Here is a 23,775-nt window from a genome sequence, read left to right as displayed (position 1 = left end):
GCAGCCTGCTGCGCCCTTGTTCGGAGTTTCACATGTTTGATTTTTCTACCCCGGTAGATCGTCACGGTACCTGGTGCACCCAGTGGGACTACATCGCCGACCGTTTTGGCACCGCAGATCTGCTGCCTTTCACCATCTCCGATATGGATTTCGCCACCGCCCCCTGCATTCTTGAAGCTCTGCAACAGCGTCTGCAACACGGCGTGTTGGGCTACAGCCGCTGGCAGCATGAAGACTTTCTTGGCGCGGTGCGGCATTGGTATCAACAACGCTTCAATGCGCCCATCGATACGACCAAGGCGGTCTATGGCCCCTCGGTGATTTACATGGTGGCGCAGCTGGTGCGTATCTGGTCGGCTCCGGGGGAATATGTGGTCACCCATACACCAGCCTATGATGCGTTCTATAAGGTGATCTTGGGTAATCAGCGTCAGGTGTTACCTTGCCCGCTGCACAAAGTGGATAACGATTGGCAATGCGATATGGCCCATCTGGAAGCCCTGCTGGCCCGTCCACAAACCAAGATCCTGCTGCTGTGCAGCCCGCAAAACCCCACTGGTAAGGTGTGGACACAGCATGAACTGGAGCAGATGGCAGAGCTGTGCGAACGCCATGACGTGAAGGTGATCAGCGATGAGATCCATATGGATATGGTTTGGGGAGAACATCGTCACACTCCATGGAGCCAGGTGGCCACCACCCCGTGGGCGTTGCTGACTTCCGGCTCTAAAACCTTCAACATTCCGGCGCTCACCGGGGCCTATGGCATTATCAGCGATGATAGCGCGCGGGATAGCTACGTTCAGGCACTAAAAAGCCGCGATGGATTATCCTCCCCTGCGGTGCTGGCAGTAGTAGCCCATATTGCCGCCTACCGCCACGGCGAGCCTTGGCTAGACGCCCTGCGCGACTATCTGCAAGATAACCTGACCTACGTGGCCGAACGGCTCAACCAGGCGTTACCGCAGCTAAACTGGCAGCCACCGCAGGCCACCTATCTGGCGTGGATTGATATACGCCCGTTAGGCATTGACGACCGCGAATTGCAGCAGGTGCTGATCGAACGAGAGAAAGTCGCCATCATGCCAGGCTTTACCTATGGCGAAGAGGGCCGCGGTTTCCTGCGCCTGAACGTCGGCTGCCCGCGCAGCAAGGTTGAGGCCGGGATGGATAAGCTGATCGCCGCGTTGCAATTTGTCCTGGACGCAAAATAGGTCATATCGCCAGGGGCATAGTGCCCCTGGTTTTTCATTGAGCGTCAACTCCCCTCAGCATTGTCATGGTACCCGTTAAAACCCGAACCATTGCGATTGACCTGATTTCATCGACTAATGACCCGAGAGCATGTCACGGCTTATCCCTGCCCCATTTTATAGTAAGCCCACTCGCATCCATCCTGTCGGACAACCGCAAACACGATAGATTAGCCTCAATATCTGATGAATGACTGGAGCAATCGATGAAATTAACGCAAATCCGCAATGCTACGCTCGTGCTGGAATATTCCGGTAAAAAATTTCTTATCGACCCGATGCTGGCAGAAAAGGAAGCCTGGGATGGCTTTGCCGGGAATGCTCGCCCGCACCTGCGTAATCCCATGGTTGCTTTGCCTGTGGCCGTAGAGAATTTACTGGCTGTTGATGCCGTTATCCTGACCCACACCCACACCGATCACTGGGATGAGGCGGCACAGCAGGCTGTACCCAAAGACATGCTTATCTACACGCAGGATGAGAACGACGCGGCGCTGATCCGTTCCCAGGGCTTTCGCAACATTCGCGTGCTGCAAGATGAAAATCATTTCGTTGACGGTCTGACTATTTATAAAACGGACGGTCAGCACGGCAGTAACGAATTGTACGCAGATGCCCAATGGGGTGATTTACTGGGTGATGCATGCGGGCTGGTCTTCACTCATCATGATGAAAAAACGCTTTATATCGCGGGTGATACCGTCTGGGTTAAACCTTATGTAAGAAGCCTGCAACGCTTCAAGCCGGAGATTGTGGTGCTAAACACCGGCTATGCTGTCAACGACCTTTACGGCCCGATTATCATGGGCAAAGAGGACACGCTTCGCACGCTACAGATGTTGCCGACTGCCACCATCGTGGCGTCTCATATGGAATCGATTAACCATTGCCTTCTTACGCGCGCGGAGTTAAAAGAGTTCACCCTTGAACACAGCATTGATGATCGAGTGCTTATTCCTGCAGACGGTGAAACAATGGCGTTCTGATCAATCACGCCGTCTGATTGAGGGAAGGATGCCATTACGAATCCTTTGGTCAGTCAAAATCAGCATGTTAGCCGTCGGTGATCCGGCGATTGTCATTTACGGTAAGGTTAACGTTATGTCTACACTGACGGTCGCCGTGATCGCCACGGCCGGATTTAGCCCGTTTCACTTTTCAGTGCCGTGTATTATTTTCGGACAGTCGATGCCGCAGCCGGATTTATTCAGCGTCGAAATCTGTGCTGAACAACCGGGCATCGTTCTGTCTGATATTGGCCTGTCCATCAATGTGGAGCATGGCCTTGAGCGGCTTGACGTCGCAGACATTGTTATCGTGCCCTACTGGCATCATCCTGAAGAAAGACCCTCGCAGGCGCTGCTGGATAAGCTCATAAGCGCATGGCAGCGCGGCGCAGAAGTGGTGGGCCTTTGTCTCGGCGCTTACGTGCTGGCCTATTCCGGTTTGCTTGATCGGCACCGCGCCGCAACGCACTGGGAGTACGAACAGGACTTTATTGAAAGATTTCCCGCCGTGCATCTGGACAGCAACTCGCTGTATACCAGTGATGAACGTCTTATTACCTCTGCCGGCACCGCCGCCGGCATTGACTGCTGCCTGAATATTATCCGTGACCATTACGGAACTGCGGTTGCCAACCGGGTGGCACGAAGAATGGTTGTTCCTCCCTACCGGGAAGGCGGTCAGGCTCAGTTTATTGAACGCCCCATACCGGTATCGACGCGTGACAGCAAAATGAACGAGTTGATGGACTACCTGCGTCGCAATCTGGACAAGCCGCACGATCTCGACTCACTGGCCGGGTTTGTCAGCATGAGCCGGCGAACGTTGACCCGTCATTTTTTCAAGGCAACCGGAACCACGCTGGGAGAATGGCTTAACGCAGAGCGTCTGCAAAGAAGCCAGGAATTGCTGGAAACCACGGACGACAGCATTGAAAGTGTGTCGGACATGGCGGGGTTTCAGTCGCCGATTTCTTTCCGCCAGAGTTTTAAGGCGAGATTCAGCGTCAGCCCAAGCGAATGGCGCCGGGCATTTCGTGGCCCTGCGCCGGTGGATCTGGAAAAGACCTGAGCGCAAGCCATAAAGAACCGTGGCTAAATATAAAACGCATGGGGGAGTCCATCGTCGCTTTATCCTGAACGGCGAACTTGCGATTTAATGTGACAATTATCACTTTTTTATGCAACTCAATAGCTATTTTCATTCGTTTGTTTTTATACTGATCCGCACTTTACCTATACAAAAATAATGAGTGCCGCCATGATTGACTCCCGCTTGCCCCTTACCGATATTCACCGTCATCTGGACGGTAACATCCGCGCGCAAACCATTCTTGAACTCGGCCGCCAGTTCAACCTAGCCCTGCCAGCCAACGAGCTGGCTGCCCTGCTTCCCCATGTGCAAATCACCCATACCGAACCCGACCTGATGAGCTTTTTGCAAAAGCTTGACTGGGGAGTCGCGGTGCTGGGCGATCTGGATGCCTGCCGTCGCGTGGCTTATGAAAACGTGGAAGATGCGGCAAATGCCGGGTTGCACTACGCCGAGCTGCGTTTCTCCCCCTACTACATGGCGATGAAGCACCAGTTACCGGTGGCTGGCGTGGTGGAAGCGGTGATTGACGGCATTCGCTCTGGTTGCCGCGACCGCGATATTGACGTACGCCTGATTGGCATCATGAGCCGTACCTTCGGCGAAGCGGCCTGCCTGCAAGAGCTAGACGCCCTACTGACCCATCGCGACGGCATCACCGCGTTGGATCTAGCTGGCGATGAGCTAGGCTTCCCTGGCAGCCTGTTCCTTAGCCATTTCAACCGTGCACGTGACGCTGGCCTGCGCATTACCGTTCATGCCGGTGAAGCCGCTGGTCCGGAAAGCATCTGGCAGGCGATCCGTGAGTTGGGTGCAGAGCGCATTGGGCACGGGGTTAAAGCGGTGGAGGATCCAGCACTGATGGATTATCTGGCGCAGCATGGCATCGGCATTGAGTCGTGCCTGACTTCAAATATTCAAACCAGCACCGTAGCTTCGTTGGCACAACATCCGCTGGCCACCTTCCTGCGCCATGGCGTGGTAGCTTCCATCAATACCGACGATCCAGCTGTGCAAGGCATTGAGATTGAACACGAATACCGCGTAGCGGCGCCGCAGGCCGGATTAACGCCGCAAGAAATCCGCACCGCCCAGGAAAACGGCCTGAAGATGGCCTTCCTCAGCGAGCAGGAAAAACAGGCGCTACGCGCGAAAGTGCTTGGCTGATCCCTTGCTGCAGGCTCAGCGGCACTGGCCGTTGGGTCTGCTCTCAGGATCTTGTCTTGGCCGTTCTGGATATTTCCATCTCAAAACGCAAAACTCAGTAATCATGAGTTTTCGCTCCATAAGTATCAGACTATAGCCCCAGAATAAAATGTGCTATGGTTGATTTTTGAACTCGTCATTTATCCTCAACAGTATAGACGTCAGAAACTAAAGTTATAAATGGTGCGCATATGGATTTGTACAGATATACGGAAAACTTATCGCTATTTATTGATATTGCCAGAAATGGTTCATTTTCTTCTGTTGCACGCAGGCACGGGGTGAACCCATCCTCGATCATGCGCAAAATAAACAGGCTTGAAGATGTAATGGGGATAAAGTTATTTATCCGTTCGCCCCGTGGTCTAATGCTTACCGATGCCGGAGAGGCCTTATATCTTCGATCAATAAAAATTCTTGATGCTCTCAGTGATATGTATAGTGAAATTGGCTCAATGAATACAGGGCTGAAAGGAATTTTACGTGTTAGCTGTTTGCCTACCTTCGCCAAACTTCATATATTCCCATGGCTAGCTGAGTTCAAGAAAAATTTCCCTGATATTGATCTTGCGCTGGATTTAACTGAACGGTTGACCAATCCATCGATCGAACGGCTTGATGCCGTCATCAGAATTGGCCCCCTAAAAGACAGCGCTCTGTATGCCACGCATATTGCAGACCAGTATTGGATAGCATGTGCAAGCCCGTTTTATCTGCAAAACCATGGTCATCCAAGCGGGCTTGATGAACTTGAAGGGCATCATCTGCTAGATAAATTTCAGGATCCCTATTCGATATGTTGGCGGAGAGTGATCTATCAGGATCCCGAGAGGAAGCATCATATCTATCTACGCTGCAATGATTTTGATGCACTGCGCAATTCGGCTGTCCATGGATTAGGTATTGCATTCCTTCCTAACTGGGTGGTCGGTACTGATATCAACGCAGGACGACTCGTGAAAGTCTTTGATGATCCTCAGCGGCAGACTCAGGAAATCCACCTCTTACGTGCCGAACCAAAAATTTCCCCTAGGTTGACAGTGTTTCTTCAGGCACTACATAAACACCTGGCCAACGAATTGGGGAAACCTCAACAATAAACCCCATATTATAAATAAGGGGGAGAGGGTCGCCGGAACAAAGACAACATACCTGTGAAGTTGAAGAACATGACGATCAGGGAGGTGATAACGCCAAGCAACGCAATGCCAAACCATCCAAATCGCAGGCTTAGCTCTGCGCCTATACGTGTGCCAAAGGCTCCGCCGAGAAAATAGCAAAACATAAAAACAGTATTGAGCCGACTGCGGGCGACTTCCGACAATGCCAGTGCCCGTAACTGATTGCCAACTAGGCCTGCACGTCCCCCAACATCTAGAAAAATGACGCTGATGATGAGTGCGGTCAAATAGTGTCCTGACATTGCCAACAGTAAAAAACCGACTATAGCGCAGAGGCTGCCTAAAAAAACAATCGCCTGTGGCGTATACCTGTCCGCCAAATTACCGATGATCGGTGTCATCAGGATCCCTGCGATTCCAGCAAAACCGAAAGCTCCAACAATATCACTACCGAAATGATAAGGAGGACGAGACAGAAGCAAAGCCAAAGCCCCCCATAGTGCACTGAAAGAGCCAAACAGTAAGGCTCCAGACAGACAGGCTTTGCGTAACTCGCTCTCTTGCCGGAAATAGGTTAAGAGCGATACGATTAACTGCCGGTAAGGCATCGGATTTTTTGATGGGCAGTTATGAGGCAGTAAGCGATAGATTATCGCGATCATTATCGCATTGATGGCCGCTGCTATGATGTACATAGCACGCCATCCCCAGTGCTCGCCAATAACGCCTGAAAGAATACGAGCAAACAGCACTCCAGCCATCAGTCCACTCATCACTATTCCGACAGCCCGCCCCCGCTGTTCTGGGGGCGCCAACAAAGTCGCCATTGGAATAATTATTTGTGCCCCTACTGCGGTCATACCAATGGCGATATGACTTATCAGTAGTTGTGCAATATCTTGAGCCATAGCAGCGAACAGTGAGGCAGCGGCATTAATCCCCAGTAAAATACCCAGCAGCCTCCGCCGCACAACGCGATCGCCCAAGGGGACAAAAAAGACCAATCCTGCAGCGTAAGATAACTGAACAACCATCGCAATTGAGCCTACCGTCTTGGCATCTGCGCTGAATTCCCTGGAAAATAACGCCAGTAACGGTTGGTTATAATAAATATTCGCCACAGACAGAGCACACAAACAGGCTAACGAAAAGTAAACCCTTGTATCTATCATAGTAAATTCACCATTGTCATTAACTGCTTCAGTTGAATTAAAATGAATCAAAAAAAAAATAATAAATACCCTGCTTTCATTTTATTTACTGGCGACAATAGTGGAATACCATTAAATCAGATAATGGCTTTGCAGATACCGCAAAGCTCATGCAGAGAAAATAAGAGATTTATCCAAAGTCTGAAATCCGTTTGCCAGTTGGGGACGGCACCGATCCCGATATCCACCAGTGCCAAATCCCCGACCGGACAATTCCGTTAAGCCCACAACCCACGGCATGTCAGGGCTGATACGGCAGCACCACCCGGTGACTCTCCTCGATCAGGGCCACAATTTCCGTTCGTGGCCCCTCCAACCAAGCTTGGCTGCGGTAGAAATCCTGCAATACCTGTTCCATTTCCGCCATGCCGTCAAACCGCCGCAGCAGGTAATAGGCATCGGGATCGTGTAGCGAGACACCGTACTCCAGCACAGTGATCCCTGCGGCCTTATGCAGCGGCACGCTGTCATGCTGCATGATGTGGTGAAAACGCTCGCCGCTACCCGCTTGTAAACGATATTGCAAAATCTCGACTACCTTGCTCATGCTACGTCCTTGTTATTTAGTTACGGCTACTTCACGCTGCTGGGCTGTTTTACGCGCATAGCGCTGTGCCAGCACCGCACATACCATCAACTGTACCTGATGGAAAATCATCAACGGTAATACCATCGCCCCAACGGCGGCAGCAGGAAATAGCACGTTGGCCATCGGAATGCCGTTGGCCAGGCTCTTTTTCGAACCACAAAACACGATAGTGATCTCATCCGCGGTATCAAAGCCCAGCCAACGTGCGGCATAGGTGTTGATAACCAGTACCACCGCCAACAGCACCAGCGACATCACCAGGATCGTCAGCAGCGACCAGCCGTCAATGGTGTGCCAAATCCCCTCAACCACCGCCGCGCTGAACGCGGTATAGACCACCAGCAGGATCGAGGAACGGTCGGTGAGGTTAATCAGTTTGCGATGGCGATCGATCCATTTGCCAATCAGCGGACGCGCCAGATGGCCAATAACAAACGGTACCATCAGTTGCAGAATAATCGAGCCAATGGCATGCAGTACGTCAGTATTGCCTCCTTGCGTATGCATCAATGCCCCCACCAGCAGCGGAGACAGGAATACCCCAAGAATGCTGGATGCCGAAGCGCTGCAGATCGCCGCCGCCACGTTCCCTCCTGCTGCGGAGGTGAAGGCGATTGCCGATTGAACCGTGGCAGGCAAAGCACACAGATAGAGGAAACCCAGATAAACGGTAGGCGTCATCAAGCCCGGCACCAGCAGGTTCATCGACAACCCTAACAAGGGGAAGAGCGCAAAGGTACTGAGAAACACCACCAGGTGCAGCTTCCAGTGGCTCATGCCGGCAACGATCGCCTCACGGGAGAGTTTCGCCCCGTGCATGAAGAACAACAAGGCTATCGCGGCGGTAGTTAAATGTTCGAAGAAAGTCTGCCAAATCCCTTCACAGGGTAGCAATGAGGCCAACAGCACCACCATCAGCAGTACCAGTAAAAACTTGTCGATACGTAGACGTTGTAACCAGGACATCCTGCAAAATTCCTTGCTATTTAATACGTAAAAAGGGTTCAGAAGCGCTCTGAACCCTACTGTTGTTATTGATATTAGCTGACCGGTAGCGCTTTTTGCTGTTTGGCCGACTCAATGCCCAGCTCGATCATTTCCATAACCTGTATCGCCTCGCTGGCCGGAACTGGGTTGGTACCGGCACCGGAAATTGCGTCACGAATGGCGGCGTAATAGGCCGGATAATTGCCCGGAATGGTCAATAGCGGCTGTTCCGCCAACATGCCATCACGTGACAACGTCACTACTCCGTCGCGCATGTCGTAACCCCAGTCGGCCTGCGGCAAACGCTCACCGGCTTTCAGGCGGTCTTCCTGCGGATCCAGACCATATTTGATAAAGCTGCCCTGCGTGCCGTGCACAATGTAACGAGCAGTTTCTGCCGCGGCCAGCACCGTGCCATGCAGCACCACACGCCGATGGCCGTAATTGAGCACCGCATGGAAGTAATCTACCGATTGTGAACCCGGGCGTAGCTCGCCGAGATCGACAAAAAGCGTTTGTGGCTTGCCAAACAGCTGCAACGCCTGGTCGATCAGATGCGGCCCCAGATCGTACCAAATACCGCTGCCAGCCCCACCTTGCTCACGCCAGCGCTGGCGGACTTCCGGGCGGAAACGATCGAAATGGGATTCAAAATAGACCACTTCTCCTAACGCGCCGTCTTTTAGCAAGGCTTTTAAGGTCAGGAAATCGCTGTCCCAGCGGCGGTTATGAAACACTGAAAGCAGTTGTCCACTCTGAGCAGCCTGCTGTTGTAGCTGCTGCGCCTGTGACAGTGTCACGGTAAACGGTTTATCCACCACCACATTTTTGCCCGCCGCCATCGCCTGTTGCGCCAGCGGGAAATGGGTATCGTTCGGGGTTGGAATGACAATCAGGTCAATCGAGGGATCGTTAAACAGCGCCTGCGGGTCGCTGACCACCGTCATCATCGGCCAGTCAGCGTGGACTTTACCGGCGTCGCTGCTGGAAACGGCAGCCAACTCCATGCCAGGGGTTCCTGCGATCAGCGGAGCATGAAAGGTCTTGCTGGCGTAACCATAGCCCACCAGGCCAACGCGGATTGTTTCAGACATCTTGTTTCCTCATACAGGGCGATATACGCATCAATTCCAGGCAGATGAAATGCTACGTCCGTGTAAGTTGGGGCAAGAAAGCTACCCCTGAGTGTTGCCGCTAGAAAAATGAAGTAGGGATTGATGCGATTTGACACCATCATGCGGGCTGGAACAAGAGCTAAATGCAAATCGATAATAAACGGGCAATACAACAAAGCGGGCGCTGCACGCGGCGCCCCCAACAACGATCGTATCCGTTGGCCGATTAACGGGATGCGGCAATCAGTGACCGATCCCGGGAATGGTTCACCGGGTAGTTGATCTCCAGGCTACGGCGGCGAAAATCGCTGGGGCTGACGCCAACTCGCTTACGAAACACCCGGGAAAAATAGAGTTGATCGTCATAGCCAACCACCCGGCCAATGGTGGCAATCGATTCCTGGGTAGTTTGCAGCAGCAATTTGGCGCGGATCACTCGCTGATCTTCACGCCAGCGCAAGATATTTATCCCGACCTGGTCACGGAACAGATGTGCCAGCCGCGATGGCGAAAGACAAACGTGGCGGGCCACTTCATCGATACGCAGCTCCCCTGCCAGATTGCCGGTAATGAACTGGCAAGCCTCAATCACCCGTGGGTCCATAATCTTCTGTGGGCTGAGGGGATCCTCCTCCATCGCGCGCAGCAACAGCCGTTCCAGCAGGTTCATGCCAATTTCTTCGGCAAAACGGCGGCCGGAGCGTTGGGTCTGCTCAATGTTGGCAAACAGACGGTCAAATTCGGTCAGCAACGGGTTGTTGGGCAACGTCAGACGCCCCACCTGATGCGCCTTGCTGTGCCATTCCAGCCAGTCGGCCCAATAGGCCCGCGGGCGGAAATACACCCAACGGTGATACCAGCAGTCACTATCCGGTGATCGGCCATAGTTATGCGCCGCCTTGGGCGGAAACAGCAGGAGATCGCCGGGGTTACAGTAAAACGTTTCCTCACCGTCAAACACCTTGCCCTGGCCTTTAATGGTCAGATTGAGGATGTAGCCCTTCATGCCGCCGGGGCGGTCGATAAAGAAATCCAGCGGCCCGTCCGCCATAATCGGCGTCAGCCCGGCAACCAGGTAGGCGTTAAAGGTGTAACCCGGCAACAGCGGGTTCGGTTGGGGTTCCTGAACCATGCGATGATACATCTGGCCTCCGAATGTGTCGTTTCTTTATCCCAAAACTTGGCAAGATGAGTGGTCTGCTTCCCTCACCCTACCCCTCTCCCACAGGGAGAGGGAACCGATCGAGTTCGTTGATTTTTCTGTGTAATACCTGCCTTTCCTCTTACTACCTACTTACCGAAGCTGCACGGGCCAACCACGCGCTCCGTGCAGCTCCCTCTCCTTTGGGGAGAGGGTTGGGGTGAGGGGAAAATAGAGATTGCTGAATAAACGACAAAACACTATCCACCTATAGCAAGTTTACCCATTCGGCAAAATGCTGCTCATAGCAATCGCAAAATTGTGATGGGTCTTCACGCCCTGCTCTTCGCTTGTTGCTTGTAGCGGTCAAAAATCACCGCGGCCAGCAGGATCACGCCGCGCACCACATACTGCGAGAACGGCGAGATGTTCAGCAGGTTCATGGCGTTCTCCACCGTACCCAGGATCAGGATCCCGGCGATAACGTAGGAAATTTTACCGATGCCGCCTTTGAGCGAAACGCCCCCCAGCACGCAGGCGGAGATCACGATCAGCTCATAACCGATGGAGGTCATCGGCTGGCCGCTGGTCATACGCGAAGCCAGAATAATGCCCGCAGCGGCAGATACCAGTCCGGAAAGCACAAAGATGATGATCTTGGTACGCACTACCGGCACCCCGGCCAGACGAGCCGCCTCCTCGTTGCCACCGATAGCCAGGGTATTACGGCCAAAGGTGGTTTTATTGAGCAGGAAACCAAACAGGATAAGACAGCCGATAGTGATCCAAATCGGTGCAGGCAGCCCCCACCAGTTGGCATAGCCGAGCGCAAAGAACCGCTCATCTTCGATCCCCACCGCTTTCCCATCGGAAATGATATAGGCCAAGCCGCGGAAGATTTGCATGGTGGCCAACGTGGTGATCAGCGCGTTAATCTTGAGGCGGGCGATCACAAAACCATTGATCAGCCCAGAGAGCACACCTAACAGCAAACCGGCAGCCACGCCGATCCACAGGCTCTCGGTCATGTTGATCACCACCGCCGCGGTGACACCCGCACAGGCGATAACCGACGCCACCGACAGGTCAAAATCACCTGAGGCCAGACAAAACAGCATGCCACACGCCACCATCCCGGACATGGAGATCGCTAGCCCCAGGCCTTTCATATTGATAAAACTGCCAAAATTCGGCACGAACGCAACGCAGGCGACAAACAGCACGGCGAATACCACCAGCATGCCATAGCTGTCCCAGATACGCGCCAACCCAAGGCCACCGCGGTTTTTCACAGAATTGGTTGTCATGCTCGACATCTCTTGCTCCTTCACAATCAGGCTATCGCCGCAGCAATATCGGGGGTACGTAACATCGCCAGGCTGAGGGCTTTTTCCTCAGTGGCCTCGCTATGGGTCAACTCGCCAGAGATCGCCCCTTCACGCATCACGATGATGCGATCCGCCAGCCCCAGCACTTCGGGCAAATCGCTGGAGGCGAACAGCACCGCAATGCCCTGCTGCGCCAGCTGATAAATCACGTGGTAGATTTCGTGTTTTGCGCCAACGTCGATACCGCGTGTCGGCTCATCCAGCAGGATCACCTTCATCTCTTCCGACAGCCAGCGGCCCAGGATCGCCTTCTGTTGATTGCCACCGGAGAGGTTCATGATCAGCTGTTCGGCAGTGGGGGTTTTGATATTCAGCGCGCGGATGTGGTGATCGGCATTGCTGGTTTCCCAGGCGTTATCAATCAGGCAGCCCGCCTTGATGCTTTTGCGGCGTGCGCTGATGTTGATATTGTCGCGCACCGAGTGCACCGGAATGATGCCGTCGGCCTTACGATCTTCCGGGCACAGCATTACGCCTGCACGGATAGCATCGATCGGTGAACGGACATCAAGCCGCTTGCCATCGAGCATCAATTGGCCCGCAGTGACCCGCGTAGCGCCAAAAATCCCTTTCATCAATTCGCTGCGCCCTGCACCCACCAGACCAAACAGGCCAACAATTTCGCCAGCGCGTACGTTGAGGCTGATAGGCGTTTTCACCCCGACGGCCTGCAGATCGGTAAGCTGCAACCGCACTTCTCCCAACTCGCGTGGCTGGTAGCCATAAACATCGCCAAGATCGCGACCCACCATCGCCTGCACCAGCACTTCATTGTTGACCTGCTGCATATCGTCGAAGGTACGTACATAGCGGCCATCCTTAAACACGGTGATGGCGTCACTCAGCGCAAAGATTTCCTCCATCCGGTGTGAGACATACAGGATCACTCGCCCTTCAGCCCGCAGCTCGCGGATCACCCGGAACAGCTGCTCAATTTCACGTGCCGACAACGAACTGGTCGGCTCATCAAACGCAATCACTTTGGCGTTACGCGCCAGAGCCTTGGCAATCTCCACCATCTGCCATTGACCAATCGACAGGTACTTCAACGGAGTATCCGGATCGATGTCCAAACCGAGGTGTTCCAGCTGTAAGCGGGACTCATAACGCAGCAGTTTACGATCCACCAGGCCATGTTTGGTCGGCAACTGGCCAAGGTAAATGTTCTCTGCCACGGTCATTTCCGGCACCAGATGCAGTTCCTGGTAGATAATCGCCACCCCGGCGTTCAGCGCGTCGGTGGTATTGGCAAACTGTACGGCTCGCCCCTGGAGGTGGATCTCCCCTTTGCTTGGGGCGTAATTGCCGCTGAGGATTTTCAGCAGCGTCGATTTCCCGGCGCCGTTTTCCCCCATCAGGGCGTGGATCTGCCCGGCCTGACAGTTGAAACTGATATCATCCAGCGCTTTGACGCCAGGGAAGCTTTTACCGATGCCTTTAAAAGCCAGATAGGGCGTGACGGCAGTCATAGTGCTTTCCTCAATGCTGTGCGATAAATGGCCGCCCGCTTGGTACAGGCGGCACGCTCCTTACATCAGGCCTTTTTTCTGCAGTTCCACCTGGAAGTTGTCGCGGGTGATCAGCACCACGTCGGTCACTTCGGTGAATTTCTCTGGTTCCACGCCTTTCTCTACCCAGTCATGCAGCATCTGAATGCTCTTGTAGCCATGAATATCCGGGCTTGGCAGCAGTGAACCGTAGAAGCCGGTTGCCTGTTTCTTGGAAAGCTCGCTTACCGCGTCAACGCCGTTGATACCAATGCCGATCACGTTAGGCGCTTTAAAGCCCTGACCTTCGGTGGCACGCACGCCGCCCAGCACGGTATTGTCGTTCATCCCGACGATCAGCCAGTTTTTCACTTCAGGATGCTGCACCAGCATCGAGTTGGCGGCATCAAACGCCCCTGGGATATCGTTGGATTTGGTCGGTACCTTGTAGATTTGCTGTTCTGGGAAACCCGCGGTTTTCAATGCATCCATCGAGCCACCGGTACGGCGGCGTGCCGTGTCCAGTTCATCGGAGGTGATCGCCATTACGCCGGTCTCTGCCACTTTCCAGCCACGCTTGTTCATCTCTTTCCACAGCTCGGCACCTTGGCGCTCACCTATCTTGGTGGCCGCCATCATCACTAGCGGCACACTCTCCATCGGCTTGCCTTTGGCATTAACAAACTGGTCGTCAACCGCGATCACTTTCAGGTCGTAGCTGCGTGCCTTGGCGACAATCGCCGAGCCGAGTTTTGGGTCTGGGGTGCAGATAACAAATCCCTTGGCCCCGCTGGCCGCCAGGCTGTCGATGGCATTGAGGGTTTTCTCGCCGTCCGGCACGGCAATCTTGATCACTTCAAACCCCAGGTCTTTACCCGCCTTGTCGGCAAATTTCCATTCAGTCTGGAACCAGGGCTCTTCTGGCTGTTTAACCAAAAAACCCAGTTTCATGGTCTCTGCGATAGCTGAATGTGACATAACCGCCGTCAGACCGATCACTGCCAACGCCTTAGTGAATTTATGCATGGTACTCTCCGCTGTTTTGCTTTCATCGGCAGAAAAATCGGGCCGCCGTGAAAACGTTATCATTATGAGATCCTGTCACGGCAATGGCCTTGCATCTCGCTTCTTGCCGTCGACTCAGGTAAGACGCAAACAGTTTTAGCCGGTATTTGTTAGTTAAATGTAGAGCGCTATCACATCCCGAGATAACAGCAGATATGTGCATACATTTAGCAAATTTAACCAAGTGATAACTTTTGACCCCCATCACAAAATCACTGTAGCAAGCAGAAAAGTGCATACTTCCAGCCAATGCTTCCTCACCTGCCTCCCCGTCCCGCTCCTATCGTTAATCTCAACCTAACAAGTAAGGAGTCCGCATCATGACGGCAGGTGCTATTGCCCTGGGATTAGACTTCGGCAGCGATTCAGTGCGGGTACTGGCTGTCGACTGTCAAAACGGTAACGAACTGGATACCGAGGTGGTCTACTACCCTCGCTGGCAGCGTGGTGATTTCTGTAATGCCGCGCAGAACCAGTTCCGCCACCATCCACTCGACTATATCGAAGCCATGGAGCAAGCCATCGTCGCCGTAGTGCAGCGCATGAGCCAGGAACAGCGGCAGAGCGTGGTCGGGATTGGGGTTGATTCCACCGGCTCCACTCCCGCCCCGATTGATGAATATGGCGACGTGTTGGCGTTGCGGCCAGAGTTTGCCAGCAATCCCAACGCCATGTTTGTGTTGTGGAAAGACCACACCGCCATCGAGGAGGCGGAGGAAATTAACCAGCTTTGTCGCCGTGGTGATTTCCCCGATTATTCGCGCTATATCGGCGGCGTTTATTCCTCTGAGTGGTTCTGGGCCAAAATCTTGCACGTTTCACGCCAGGACGAGGCGGTACGCCACGCAGCCGCCTCTTGGGTTGAGCTATGCGACTGGGTACCGGCACTGCTTTCTGGCACTACTGCACCGGATCGGTTAAAGCGCGGACGTTGCAGCGTTGGGCATAAAACGCTGTGGCATCCGGATTGGGACGGTTTGCCACCGAAAGCCTTCTTTGCGGCCTTGGATCCGATGCTGGTGGAAGATTTGCCCTATCCACTGTTCAACGGATCCTACACTGCCGATTTGCCGGTAGGGACGCTGAGCAAAGAGTGGGCCACACGGCTTGGGCTATCAGAAAGCGTGGTGCTGTCCGGTGGCGCCTTTGACTGTCATATGGGGGCAGTGGGAGCCGGAGCGCAGCCTTATACGCTGGTGAAGGTGATTGGCACATCGACCTGCGACATTCTGATCGCCGATCGTGAGCGCGTGGGAGATCGCGCCATCAGCGGCATCTGCGGCCAGGTGGACGGCAGCGTGGTGCCGCAAACCATCGGGATGGAGGCCGGGCAATCCGCTTTTGGCGATATGTACGCCTGGTTCAGCCGCCTGCTGAGCTGGCCACTGCGTGAAGCCGCCAAGACGCAACCGCAACTCCAGACACAGCTGCAACAAATCGAGCATGACATGCTGGCCGCCCTGACCGCCGCCTGGGCCAAAAACCCGTCTCTTGACCATCTGCCAGTGGTATTGGACTGGTTCAATGGCCGCCGCACCCCCTACGCCAACCAGCGCCTGAAAGGAGTGATCACCGATCTCAATCTCGGCACCGATGCGCCCACGCTGTTTGGTGGCTTTATCGCCGCAACGGCATTTGGCGCCCGCGCCATCATGGAGTGCTTCGAACAGCAGGACATTCCCGTCGATAACGTGCTGGCTTTGGGCGGTATTGCCCGCAAGTCACCGGTGATTATGCAGGTTTGCGCCGATGTGATGGATCGTCCGCTACAGATTGTCGCCTCCGACCAGTGCTGCGCGTTGGGTGCAGCCATCTTCGCCGCCGTAGCCGCCGGGCATTTCAGCGACGTTCCGCAAGCTCAGCAGCATATGGCTTGCAGTATTGAACGTACTTTGCAGCCCGATCCCGCAAACGTCGCGCGTTACCAACAACTTTATGAACGCTATCAACAGTGGTGCCAGGCCGCAGAGCCGCGCTTTGCCGCAATCACCAAAAATTAATACGCCGTGGCAGATCCCTCGGCTCAATAAAACCTCTAGTTCCAGGAGTTTTTGATGAACATCTTTAAGCAACGTGAAGTGTGGTTCGTGATCGGCAGCCAGCATCTTTATGGCCCCAAAACCCTGCAACAGGTGATGGAAAATGCCGAGCAGGTCGTGAACAGCCTGAACCGCGACGCAGGTTTACCGGTGAAGATGGTGCTGAAACCGCTGGTCACCACGCCGGACGAAATCACCACCGTCTGCCGTGATGCCAACTATCACCAGGACTGCATCGGCATCATCACCTGGCTGCACACTTTCTCACCGGCCAAAATGTGGATTGCCGGCCTGTCTATCCTCGATAAACCGCTGCTCCAGTTCCATACCCAATTTAATGCTGAGGTTCCGTGGGACAGCATGGATATGGACTTTATGAACCTGAACCAGACCGCCCACGGTGGCCGCGAGTTCGGGTTTATCGGTGCCCGTATGCGCCAGCAGCACAGCGTGATTGCAGGCCACTGGCAAGACAAAAATGCCCAGGAGCGAATCGCTCAATGGATGCGTGTTGCCTGCGCCAAACAGGAAAGCCAACAGCTGAAAGTGGCGCGTTTTGGTGACAACATGCGCCAGGTCGCCGTGACCGATGGCGATAAAGTGGCCGCGCAGATCCAGTTTGGTTATTCCGTGGATGCTTATGGCATCGGCGATTTGGTCAACGTGATCGATGAAGTGAGCAAGGGCGATATCGATGCTCTGATCGAGGAGTACGAAGCCAGCTATGAGCTGAGCGACGTAGCAAAAGTTAACGGGGCCAAACGGCAGAACCTGATTGATGCAGCCGCCATCGAACTGGGCATGAAACGTTTCCTCGAACAGGGCAAGTTCCACGCCTTCACTACCAACTTTGAAACGCTGCACGGCATGAAGCAGTTGCCAGGTTTAGCGGTACAGCGCCTGATGCAGCAAGGTTACGGCTTTGCCGGTGAGGGCGACTGGAAAACCGCGGCCCTGCTGCGCATTATGAAAGTGATGGGCAGCGGCTTAAATGGCGGCACCTCGTTTATGGAGGATTACACCTACAACTTCCAGCCGGGCAACGATTTGGTGGTGGGGTCCCATATGCTGGAAGTCTGCCCTTCCATTGCCAAAGAACAGAAGCCACTGCTGGATATTCAATATCTTGGCATCGGTGGCAAGGCCGACCCGGCCCGCCTGATCTTCTCTACCCCGGCAGGCCCGGCGGTGAATGCCAGCCTGATCGATATGGGCGATCGTTTCCGCCTGCTGGTCAATCAGGTTGATACTATTGAGCAGCCTAAACCATTACCTAAGCTGCCGGTGGCCCGGGCGATCTGGCGCGCTCAGCCTTCCCTGGCTACGGCCGCAGAAGCCTGGATCCTGGCAGGTGGTGCGCACCACACGGTGTTCTCACAGTCACTAAACGCCGACTACCTGCGCCTGTATGCCGAGATGCACAACATCGAATTCCTGCTGATCGACAACGACACCACCCTACCAGCGTTCAAGAACGAAATCCGCTGGAATGAAACCTACTACCAAATCAACCGTCGCTAAACGCTCCCGCAAAAACTGCAACCGGTTTCAGAAACCGGTTGCAAACTCATTTCAACTCGACCTAAACTAGACTCAATATTTAACGTATAGAGAGAATAGTTATGTCTGCTTTCCCGAAAGCGTTCCTCTGGGGCGCGGCTAGCGCGGCGTATCAGGTTGAAGGCGCACACGATGCCGACGGCAAAGGCCCATCCATCTGGGATACCTTCTCCCACCTGCCGGGTACCACTTACCAAGGCACTAACGGCGACGTTGCCGTCGATCACTATCACCGCTTCCGTGAGGACGTGGCGCTGATGGCCGAAATGGGGATGCAGAGCTACCGGTTCTCAATCTCCTGGCCGCGCCTGCTGCCACAGGGCCGGGGCACCATCAATGAGGCCGGGGTCAAATTCTACAGCGATCTGATTGATGCCCTGTTGGAACACAACATTGAACCGATGATCACCCTGTACCACTGGGATCTGCCGCAGGCATTGCAAGATGAAGGCGGTTGGGAAGCACGCAGCACTGCGGAGGCTTTTGAAGAGTATGCCCGCCTGTGTTACCAACGTTACGGCGATCGCGTCAAACTGTGGTCTACCTTCAATGAAACCGTGTGCTTTATCGGCTTCGGTTACATCACCGGCGGCCACCCACCGGGCGTACAGAACCCGGCACGTGCGATCCAGGCCTGTCACCACGTCTTTGTAGCCCACGCTAAAGCGGTAGCCGCATTCCGTACCAGCGGCATTGCCGGCCAAATCGGCTTCGTCAACGTGTTGCAAACCCATACCCCGCTCAGCCAATCAGCGGAAGATCTGGCGGCCTATCAGTTGGCCGAAGGGATCTTTACCCACTGGCTGTACGATCCTGTGCTGAAAGGGGAATATCCGGCTGAACTGCTAGAACAGACTCAGGCGCTGTGGGGCGTGCCGCAATTCGCCCCTGGTGATGAGCAACTGCTGCGTGACAATATCTGTGACTTTATTGGCCTGAACTACTACAAACGTGAAACCATCGCGGCCAATAATCAAGAGTCACATCTGACCATCAACACCACCGGTGAGAAAGGCAGCGGCCACCAGCAGGGTAACGAATTCGGCTTTAAGGGGCTGTTCAAGTTCGTCCGCAACCCGAACGGCGTGTATACCGATTGGGACTGGGAAATTTATCCGCAGGGCCTCACCGAAGGCATCATGAATATCAAGGCGCGTTACGGCGATATCCCTATCTACATCACCGAGAACGGTCTGGGAGCCAAAGATCCGATTATCGACGGTGAAGTGGTGGATGACGATCGCATCGACTATCTGCGCCAGCACATTGGTGCCATTGAAGACGCTATCAAACAGGGGGCTGACGTACGCGGTTATTATCCATGGTCGTTTATCGATCTGCTGAGCTGGCTCAACGGTTTCCAGAAACAGTACGGCTTTATCTACGTTGACCACAACAAGGATCTGGCACGCCAGCGTAAGAAAAGCTTCTTCTGGTACCAGAAGCTGATCGCCAGCAACGGTGCGGAACGTTAACAGCCGTTAAGTGGGCGCAGCATGCAGCGCCCCTACAATGAGAACCGGCTGAGGTTTGTAAACCATGTCATGCCAGTCAGTGCAATCTGACTGGCATTTTGCCGTTGGTACCGCCTTCTCCTCGCGCATTGGCTCATATTTGAGTAAGCTATGCCGCTTACTTTGTTGGAATACCACTCAGGATCTCGTATGACCCAAGCTGAATACTCGCGCATTGGCGGTTGGTTGCTAGCCCCGATGGCCTATCTGATCGTTACCCTGCTCAGCGCCAGCCTGATGTTGGCCCTGTACGGTATGGCCATTTTTATGCCGGAATCACGCGAGTATCTGAGCACCAATGCTCAGGCTTTCTCCACGCAGTGGTATTTATCGGTGCTCACCACGCTGGTAATGTGGTGCTTTACGCTGTACCTGCTGTGGCTGTTCTGCCAGCGTTCACAACGTTTTCCAAAGCTGTTCCTGGTCTGGCTGCTGATCACCGTGCTATTGGCGATCAAGGCGTTCGCCTTTGCCCCCGTGCCCGATGAACTTGCCGTGCGTAGCCTGCTATGGCCGTTGGTGATGGCCGCCCTGCTGGTGCCCTATTTTAAGCGTTCCCAGCGCGTGAAAAGCACCTTCACCGAGAAGTAACCACGGCAAGGCACGATTTGAACGCCCTGCTGTGTAAATTTTCAACAAAACGGGCAAAAAAGCGCAATACCCTTGCGATTAGTATGTTGTCGTTACGCCGCCGATTACCGATAATAGGCGGCTTTTATTTTTTTAGGCATTGCAATGACCGAATACCTGCTCTTGTTTGTTGGCACCGTACTGGTGAACAACTTTGTCCTGGTGAAATTCCTGGGCCTGTGCCCCTTTATGGGCGTTTCCAAGAAACTGGAAAGTGCCATCGGCATGGGTATGGCCACCACATTCGTGATGACGCTGGCCTCGGTCTGCGCCTGGCTAATCAACAGCTTTATCCTGATCCCGTTGGATCTGGTTTATCTGCGCACGCTGTCCTTTATTCTGGTGATCGCCGTCGTGGTGCAATTCACCGAAATGGTGGTGCGTAAAACCAGCCCGGCGCTCTATCGCCTGCTGGGGATTTTCCTCCCGTTGATCACCACCAACTGCGCTGTATTAGGCGTGGCGTTGCTCAACGTCAACCTTGGCTACAACTTCCTGCAGTCTGCGGTTTATGGCTTTAGTGCCGCCGCAGGCTTCTCATTGGTGATGGTGCTGTTTGCCGCCATCCGTGAACGCCTGGCGGTCGCCGATGTGCCCGCGCCGTTTCGCGGTTCCTCTATCGCCTTGATCACCGCTGGCCTGATGTCTCTGGCCTTTATGGGCTTTACCGGGCTGGTGAGATTCTAATGACTGCGTTGTGGATTGCGGTGGCGGCATTAAGCGCCTTGGGATTGCTGTTTGGCCTGGTGCTGGGTTTTGCCGCACGCCGCTTTGAAGTGGAAGAAGATCCGGTTGCCGAACAGATCGACGAAATTCTGCCGCAGAGCCAATGTGGCCAATGCGGTTATCCCGGCTGCCGCCCCTATGCCGAAGCGGTTGCCAATGGCGAGATGATCAACAAATGTGCCCCGGGGGGCGAGCAGGTGATGCTCAAGCTGGCCGAATTACTCAACGTCGAGCCACAACCGCTGGACGGCGGTGCCGCCGTGGCAGAGCCGGTGCGTAAGGTCGCCTTTATTGACGAAGCCAACTGCATCGGCTGCACCAAGTGCATTCAGGCCTGCCCGGTGGACGCCATCGTGGGTGCCACCCGCGCCATGCACACGGTCATTACCGATCTCTGTACCGGCTGTGATCTGTGTGTTGCGCCCTGCCCAACCGATTGTATTGAAATGAAACCGGTCGCCACCACGACCGCCAGCTGGAAGTGGGATATGCAAACCATTCCGGTGCAAGTGATCCCCGTGGAGCAACATGTTTAATCTGTTCGCCGCTTTGAAAAAAGATCGGATTTGGGATTTTGACGGTGGCATTCATCCACCCGAAATGAAGACCCAGTCCAGCGGTGTGCCACTGCGCGTGGCTCCCCTGCCCGACATTTTTATCGTCCCCTTGCAACAGCATCTGGGCCCAGAAGGTGAGCTGTGCGTCAAAGCCGGTGACCACGTACTGAAAGGCCAACCACTGACCTTTGGCCGTGGCCGCACCTTGCCGGTACATGCACCAACCTCGGGCACCATCCGCGCCATTGAACCTCACGTTACCGCCCATCCTTCAGGGCTGGCGGAACTGTGCGTGATTATCGATCCAGACGGTGAAGATCGCTGGTGCGAACTGACGCCGGTCGCCGATTACCGCCAACTGGATGCGGCAGAGCTGATCCAACGTATTCATCAGGCCGGGATTGCCGGACTGGGGGGTGCGGGTTTCCCAACGGCCAGTAAGCTGCAAGGTGGCCGTGAAGAGGTGGAAACCCTGATCCTCAACGCTGCCGAATGCGAGCCCTATATCACCGCCGATGACCGGCTGATGCAGGAACAGGCCACTCAAATTATCGAAGGCACCCAGATCCTGCGCCACCTGCTACAACCCAAAGTGACGTTGATCGGCATCGAAGATAACAAGCCGGAAGCCATCGCCGCTCTGAAAGCCGCTTTGCGCGGGCAGGATGGCATCGCCCTGCGGGTGATCCCCACCAAATATCCTTCCGGTGGTGCCAAGCAGTTAACCAAAATTCTGACGGGCAAAGAAGTGCCTCACGGCAAGCGTTCGTCCACCATCGGCGTGCTGATGCAGAACGTGGGCACCGCCTTTGCCATCAAGCGGGCGATTGTCGATGGCGAGCCGTTGATTGAACGCGTCGTCACCTTAACCGGTGAGGCCATGAGCCAACCGGGCAACGTCTGGGCGCGCCTCGGCACGCCGGTGCAACACCTGCTGGCCTTTGGCGGCTATCAACCTCAATCCCAACAGATGGTGGTAATGGGTGGCCCGCTGATGGGCTTTACGTTGCCAACGTTAGACGTGCCGATCGTCAAAATCAGCAACTGCTTACTGGCCCCGACGGTTGACGAAATGGCCGTACAAGAACCAGAGCAGTCCTGTATTCGCTGTGGGCTGTGCGTTGATGCCTGCCCTGCCGGGCTGTTGCCGCAGCAGCTTTACTGGTTCAGCCGTGGCGAAGAGCACGAGAAGGCGCGTAAGCACAATCTGTTCGACTGTATCGAATGTGGTGCCTGTGCCTACGTTTGCCCCAGCAATATTCCGCTGGTGCAATATTATCGCCAAGAGAAGGCCGAGATTAACGCGTTGGATCAGGAAGCGGCACGTACCGCCGAAGCCAAGGCACGTTATGAAGCCAAGCTGGCCCGCTTAGAGCGTGAGAAGCTGGCGCGCGAAGAGCGTCATAAAAAGGCCGCGGTGAAACTGACCGACAACGATCAAGATGCCGTTCAGGCGGCTTTGGCTCGCGTGCGCAGCAAAAACAGTGAGGCTGCTGGCATTGCTATCACCGGCCAGGAGCCGGATAACAGCGCAGCCATAGCTGCCCGCGAAGCGCGTAAGGCACAGGCCAGAGAGCGCAAGCTCGAGCGAGCAAGCGAAATGCCTGCGGCGACAGCGGTGCAAGAGGAAGACCCGCGTAAAGCGGCCGTGGCTGCGGCGTTGGCTCGAGTCAAAGCCAAGAAAGCGGCGCAGGCACAAGACGCAGAGAGCGTGGCGGAAACGGTAGCTTCAGAGGATCCTCGTAAGGCTGCAGTAGCGGCAGCATTAGCCCGCGTGAAGGCGAAAAAGGCGGCGCAGCAAGCAGAGCGTTCTCAACCACTAGTTGACGAGGAACCTATCCCAACGGCTGAACCGGAGGATCCACGCAAGGCTGCCGTTGCTGCCGCGCTTGCCAGAGTCAAAGCCAAAAAAGCGGCGCAGCAAGCTGAGCGTTCTCAACCACTAGTTGACGACGACCCCATCCCCACGGCTGAACCGGAAGATCCGCGCAAGGCTGCCGTGGCCGCAGCGCTGGCTCGAGTCAAAGCTAAAAAGGCCGCACAACAGCTAGCTACGGTAGATAAAGAGTAAGCGGTATGGGGGTCTTGC

The 23,775-nt window shown here is 54.7% G+C and carries 20 protein-coding genes; 12 read left to right on the top strand and 8 right to left on the bottom strand.

The genetic code is table 11. The features are described 5' to 3' along the window. Positions 1–32: 32 nt before the first annotated feature. From KGP21_RS14055 to KGP21_RS14035, 5 genes are all read left to right on the top strand, one after another. Complete coding sequence (locus KGP21_RS14055; protein WP_166734881.1) at positions 33–1,214, top strand: MalY/PatB family protein; 1,182 nt, start codon at positions 33–35, stop codon at positions 1,212–1,214. 245 nt (positions 1,215–1,459) lie between these two features. Next, positions 1,460–2,239: an MBL fold metallo-hydrolase gene (locus KGP21_RS14050; protein ID WP_223538454.1), complete on the top strand. Its 780-nt coding sequence runs from the start codon at positions 1,460–1,462 to the stop codon at positions 2,237–2,239. A 115-nt stretch (positions 2,240–2,354) separates the two neighbouring features. After that, positions 2,355–3,329 (top strand): GlxA family transcriptional regulator, encoded by a 975-nt coding sequence (locus KGP21_RS14045; RefSeq protein WP_021804508.1) that lies wholly within the window; start codon positions 2,355–2,357, stop codon positions 3,327–3,329. A 189-nt stretch (positions 3,330–3,518) separates the two neighbouring features. Then, positions 3,519–4,517: an adenosine deaminase gene (add, locus tag KGP21_RS14040; protein ID WP_223538453.1), complete on the top strand. Its 999-nt coding sequence runs from the start codon at positions 3,519–3,521 to the stop codon at positions 4,515–4,517. 230 nt (positions 4,518–4,747) lie between these two features. After that, the gene (locus tag KGP21_RS14035) at positions 4,748–5,656 is read left to right on the top strand and encodes a LysR family transcriptional regulator (RefSeq protein WP_223538452.1); all 909 of its coding nucleotides are present in this window, start codon (positions 4,748–4,750) and stop codon (positions 5,654–5,656) included. Positions 5,657–5,664: 8 nt separating this feature from the next. Here the strand turns inward: KGP21_RS14035 and KGP21_RS14030 are convergent, their stop codons facing one another. The 8 genes from KGP21_RS14030 to KGP21_RS13995 form a co-directional block, all read right to left on the bottom strand. Then, on the bottom strand, positions 5,665–6,798 hold the full coding sequence (locus tag KGP21_RS14030) for an MFS transporter (protein ID WP_245398488.1): 1,134 nt from the start codon (positions 6,796–6,798) through the stop codon (positions 5,665–5,667). A 331-nt stretch (positions 6,799–7,129) separates the two neighbouring features. Beyond that, complete coding sequence (locus KGP21_RS14025) at positions 7,130–7,435, bottom strand: NIPSNAP family protein (RefSeq protein ID WP_179251515.1); 306 nt, start codon at positions 7,433–7,435, stop codon at positions 7,130–7,132. 12 nt (positions 7,436–7,447) lie between these two features. Further along, positions 7,448–8,443, bottom strand: a complete 996-nt coding sequence (locus tag KGP21_RS14020) for a bile acid:sodium symporter family protein (RefSeq protein ID WP_021178046.1) — start codon at positions 8,441–8,443, stop codon at positions 7,448–7,450. Positions 8,444–8,517: 74 nt separating this feature from the next. Further along, on the bottom strand, positions 8,518–9,558 hold the full coding sequence (locus tag KGP21_RS14015) for an oxidoreductase (protein WP_179251514.1): 1,041 nt from the start codon (positions 9,556–9,558) through the stop codon (positions 8,518–8,520). Between the two features lie 247 nt (positions 9,559–9,805). After that, positions 9,806–10,723: an arabinose operon transcriptional regulator AraC gene (gene araC / locus KGP21_RS14010; RefSeq protein ID WP_021804516.1), complete on the bottom strand. Its 918-nt coding sequence runs from the start codon at positions 10,721–10,723 to the stop codon at positions 9,806–9,808. A gap of 329 nt (positions 10,724–11,052) precedes the next feature. Then, positions 11,053–12,036 (bottom strand): L-arabinose ABC transporter permease AraH, encoded by a 984-nt coding sequence (gene araH / locus KGP21_RS14005; RefSeq protein WP_021178049.1) that lies wholly within the window; start codon positions 12,034–12,036, stop codon positions 11,053–11,055. 17 nt (positions 12,037–12,053) lie between these two features. After that, the gene (araG, locus tag KGP21_RS14000; protein WP_223538450.1) at positions 12,054–13,577 is read right to left on the bottom strand and encodes an L-arabinose ABC transporter ATP-binding protein AraG; all 1,524 of its coding nucleotides are present in this window, start codon (positions 13,575–13,577) and stop codon (positions 12,054–12,056) included. 60 nt (positions 13,578–13,637) lie between these two features. Further along, positions 13,638–14,621 carry an arabinose ABC transporter substrate-binding protein gene (locus tag KGP21_RS13995; RefSeq protein WP_037374918.1) on the bottom strand — a complete coding sequence of 328 codons (984 nt, stop codon included), beginning with the start codon at positions 14,619–14,621 and terminating at the stop codon, positions 13,638–13,640. A gap of 359 nt (positions 14,622–14,980) precedes the next feature. Here KGP21_RS13995 and KGP21_RS13990 point away from each other — a divergent pair, with 359 nt between their 5' ends. The 7 genes from KGP21_RS13990 (at position 14,981) to rsxC (ending at position 23,757) form a co-directional block, all read left to right on the top strand. Beyond that, positions 14,981–16,660 (top strand): ribulokinase, encoded by a 1,680-nt coding sequence (locus KGP21_RS13990; protein WP_059200733.1) that lies wholly within the window; start codon positions 14,981–14,983, stop codon positions 16,658–16,660. 54 nt (positions 16,661–16,714) lie between these two features. Continuing rightward, positions 16,715–18,220, top strand: coding sequence for an L-arabinose isomerase (araA, locus tag KGP21_RS13985; protein ID WP_021804520.1), 1,506 nt, complete (start codon positions 16,715–16,717; stop codon positions 18,218–18,220). A gap of 101 nt (positions 18,221–18,321) precedes the next feature. Beyond that, positions 18,322–19,734, top strand: coding sequence for a glycoside hydrolase family 1 protein (locus KGP21_RS13980; protein ID WP_021804521.1), 1,413 nt, complete (start codon positions 18,322–18,324; stop codon positions 19,732–19,734). 189 nt (positions 19,735–19,923) lie between these two features. Further along, complete coding sequence (locus KGP21_RS13975; protein WP_223538449.1) at positions 19,924–20,364, top strand: DUF2569 domain-containing protein; 441 nt, start codon at positions 19,924–19,926, stop codon at positions 20,362–20,364. Between the two features lie 144 nt (positions 20,365–20,508). Next, positions 20,509–21,090 (top strand): electron transport complex subunit RsxA, encoded by a 582-nt coding sequence (gene rsxA, locus KGP21_RS13970; protein ID WP_021178056.1) that lies wholly within the window; start codon positions 20,509–20,511, stop codon positions 21,088–21,090. Continuing rightward, positions 21,090–21,665, top strand: a complete 576-nt coding sequence (gene rsxB, locus KGP21_RS13965) for an electron transport complex subunit RsxB (protein ID WP_021804523.1) — start codon at positions 21,090–21,092, stop codon at positions 21,663–21,665. Before rsxA ends, rsxB begins: the two co-directional genes overlap by 1 nt. Then, positions 21,658–23,757: an electron transport complex subunit RsxC gene (rsxC, locus tag KGP21_RS13960; protein WP_021804524.1), complete on the top strand. Its 2,100-nt coding sequence runs from the start codon at positions 21,658–21,660 to the stop codon at positions 23,755–23,757. Before rsxB ends, rsxC begins: the two co-directional genes overlap by 8 nt. Positions 23,758–23,775: the final 18 nt, after the last annotated feature.

The organism is Serratia sp. JSRIV004 (genome assembly GCF_019968705.1).
GTDB classification, from domain to species: Bacteria; Pseudomonadota; Gammaproteobacteria; order Enterobacterales; family Enterobacteriaceae; genus Chania; species Chania fonticola_B.
This window is presented reverse-complemented; position numbering and strand designations above follow the sequence as displayed.

Coding starts and splice junctions, on each gene's coding strand:
- KGP21_RS14055 (WP_166734881.1), top strand. CDS start 33: ATGTTTGATTTTTCTACCCCGGTAGATCGTCACGGTACCTGGTGCACC.
- KGP21_RS14050 (WP_223538454.1), top strand. CDS start 1,460: ATGAAATTAACGCAAATCCGCAATGCTACGCTCGTGCTGGAATATTCC.
- KGP21_RS14045 (WP_021804508.1), top strand. CDS start 2,355: ATGTCTACACTGACGGTCGCCGTGATCGCCACGGCCGGATTTAGCCCG.
- add (WP_223538453.1), top strand. CDS start 3,519: ATGATTGACTCCCGCTTGCCCCTTACCGATATTCACCGTCATCTGGAC.
- KGP21_RS14035 (WP_223538452.1), top strand. CDS start 4,748: ATGGATTTGTACAGATATACGGAAAACTTATCGCTATTTATTGATATT.
- KGP21_RS14025 (WP_179251515.1), bottom strand. CDS start 7,435: ATGAGCAAGGTAGTCGAGATTTTGCAATATCGTTTACAAGCGGGTAGC.
- KGP21_RS14020 (WP_021178046.1), bottom strand. CDS start 8,443: ATGTCCTGGTTACAACGTCTACGTATCGACAAGTTTTTACTGGTACTG.
- KGP21_RS14015 (WP_179251514.1), bottom strand. CDS start 9,558: ATGTCTGAAACAATCCGCGTTGGCCTGGTGGGCTATGGTTACGCCAGC.
- araC (WP_021804516.1), bottom strand. CDS start 10,723: ATGTATCATCGCATGGTTCAGGAACCCCAACCGAACCCGCTGTTGCCG.
- araH (WP_021178049.1), bottom strand. CDS start 12,036: ATGTCGAGCATGACAACCAATTCTGTGAAAAACCGCGGTGGCCTTGGG.
- araG (WP_223538450.1), bottom strand. CDS start 13,577: ATGACTGCCGTCACGCCCTATCTGGCTTTTAAAGGCATCGGTAAAAGC.
- KGP21_RS13995 (WP_037374918.1), bottom strand. CDS start 14,621: ATGCATAAATTCACTAAGGCGTTGGCAGTGATCGGTCTGACGGCGGTT.
- KGP21_RS13990 (WP_059200733.1), top strand. CDS start 14,981: ATGACGGCAGGTGCTATTGCCCTGGGATTAGACTTCGGCAGCGATTCA.
- araA (WP_021804520.1), top strand. CDS start 16,715: ATGAACATCTTTAAGCAACGTGAAGTGTGGTTCGTGATCGGCAGCCAG.
- KGP21_RS13980 (WP_021804521.1), top strand. CDS start 18,322: ATGTCTGCTTTCCCGAAAGCGTTCCTCTGGGGCGCGGCTAGCGCGGCG.
- KGP21_RS13975 (WP_223538449.1), top strand. CDS start 19,924: ATGACCCAAGCTGAATACTCGCGCATTGGCGGTTGGTTGCTAGCCCCG.
- rsxA (WP_021178056.1), top strand. CDS start 20,509: ATGACCGAATACCTGCTCTTGTTTGTTGGCACCGTACTGGTGAACAAC.
- rsxB (WP_021804523.1), top strand. CDS start 21,090: ATGACTGCGTTGTGGATTGCGGTGGCGGCATTAAGCGCCTTGGGATTG.
- rsxC (WP_021804524.1), top strand. CDS start 21,658: ATGTTTAATCTGTTCGCCGCTTTGAAAAAAGATCGGATTTGGGATTTT.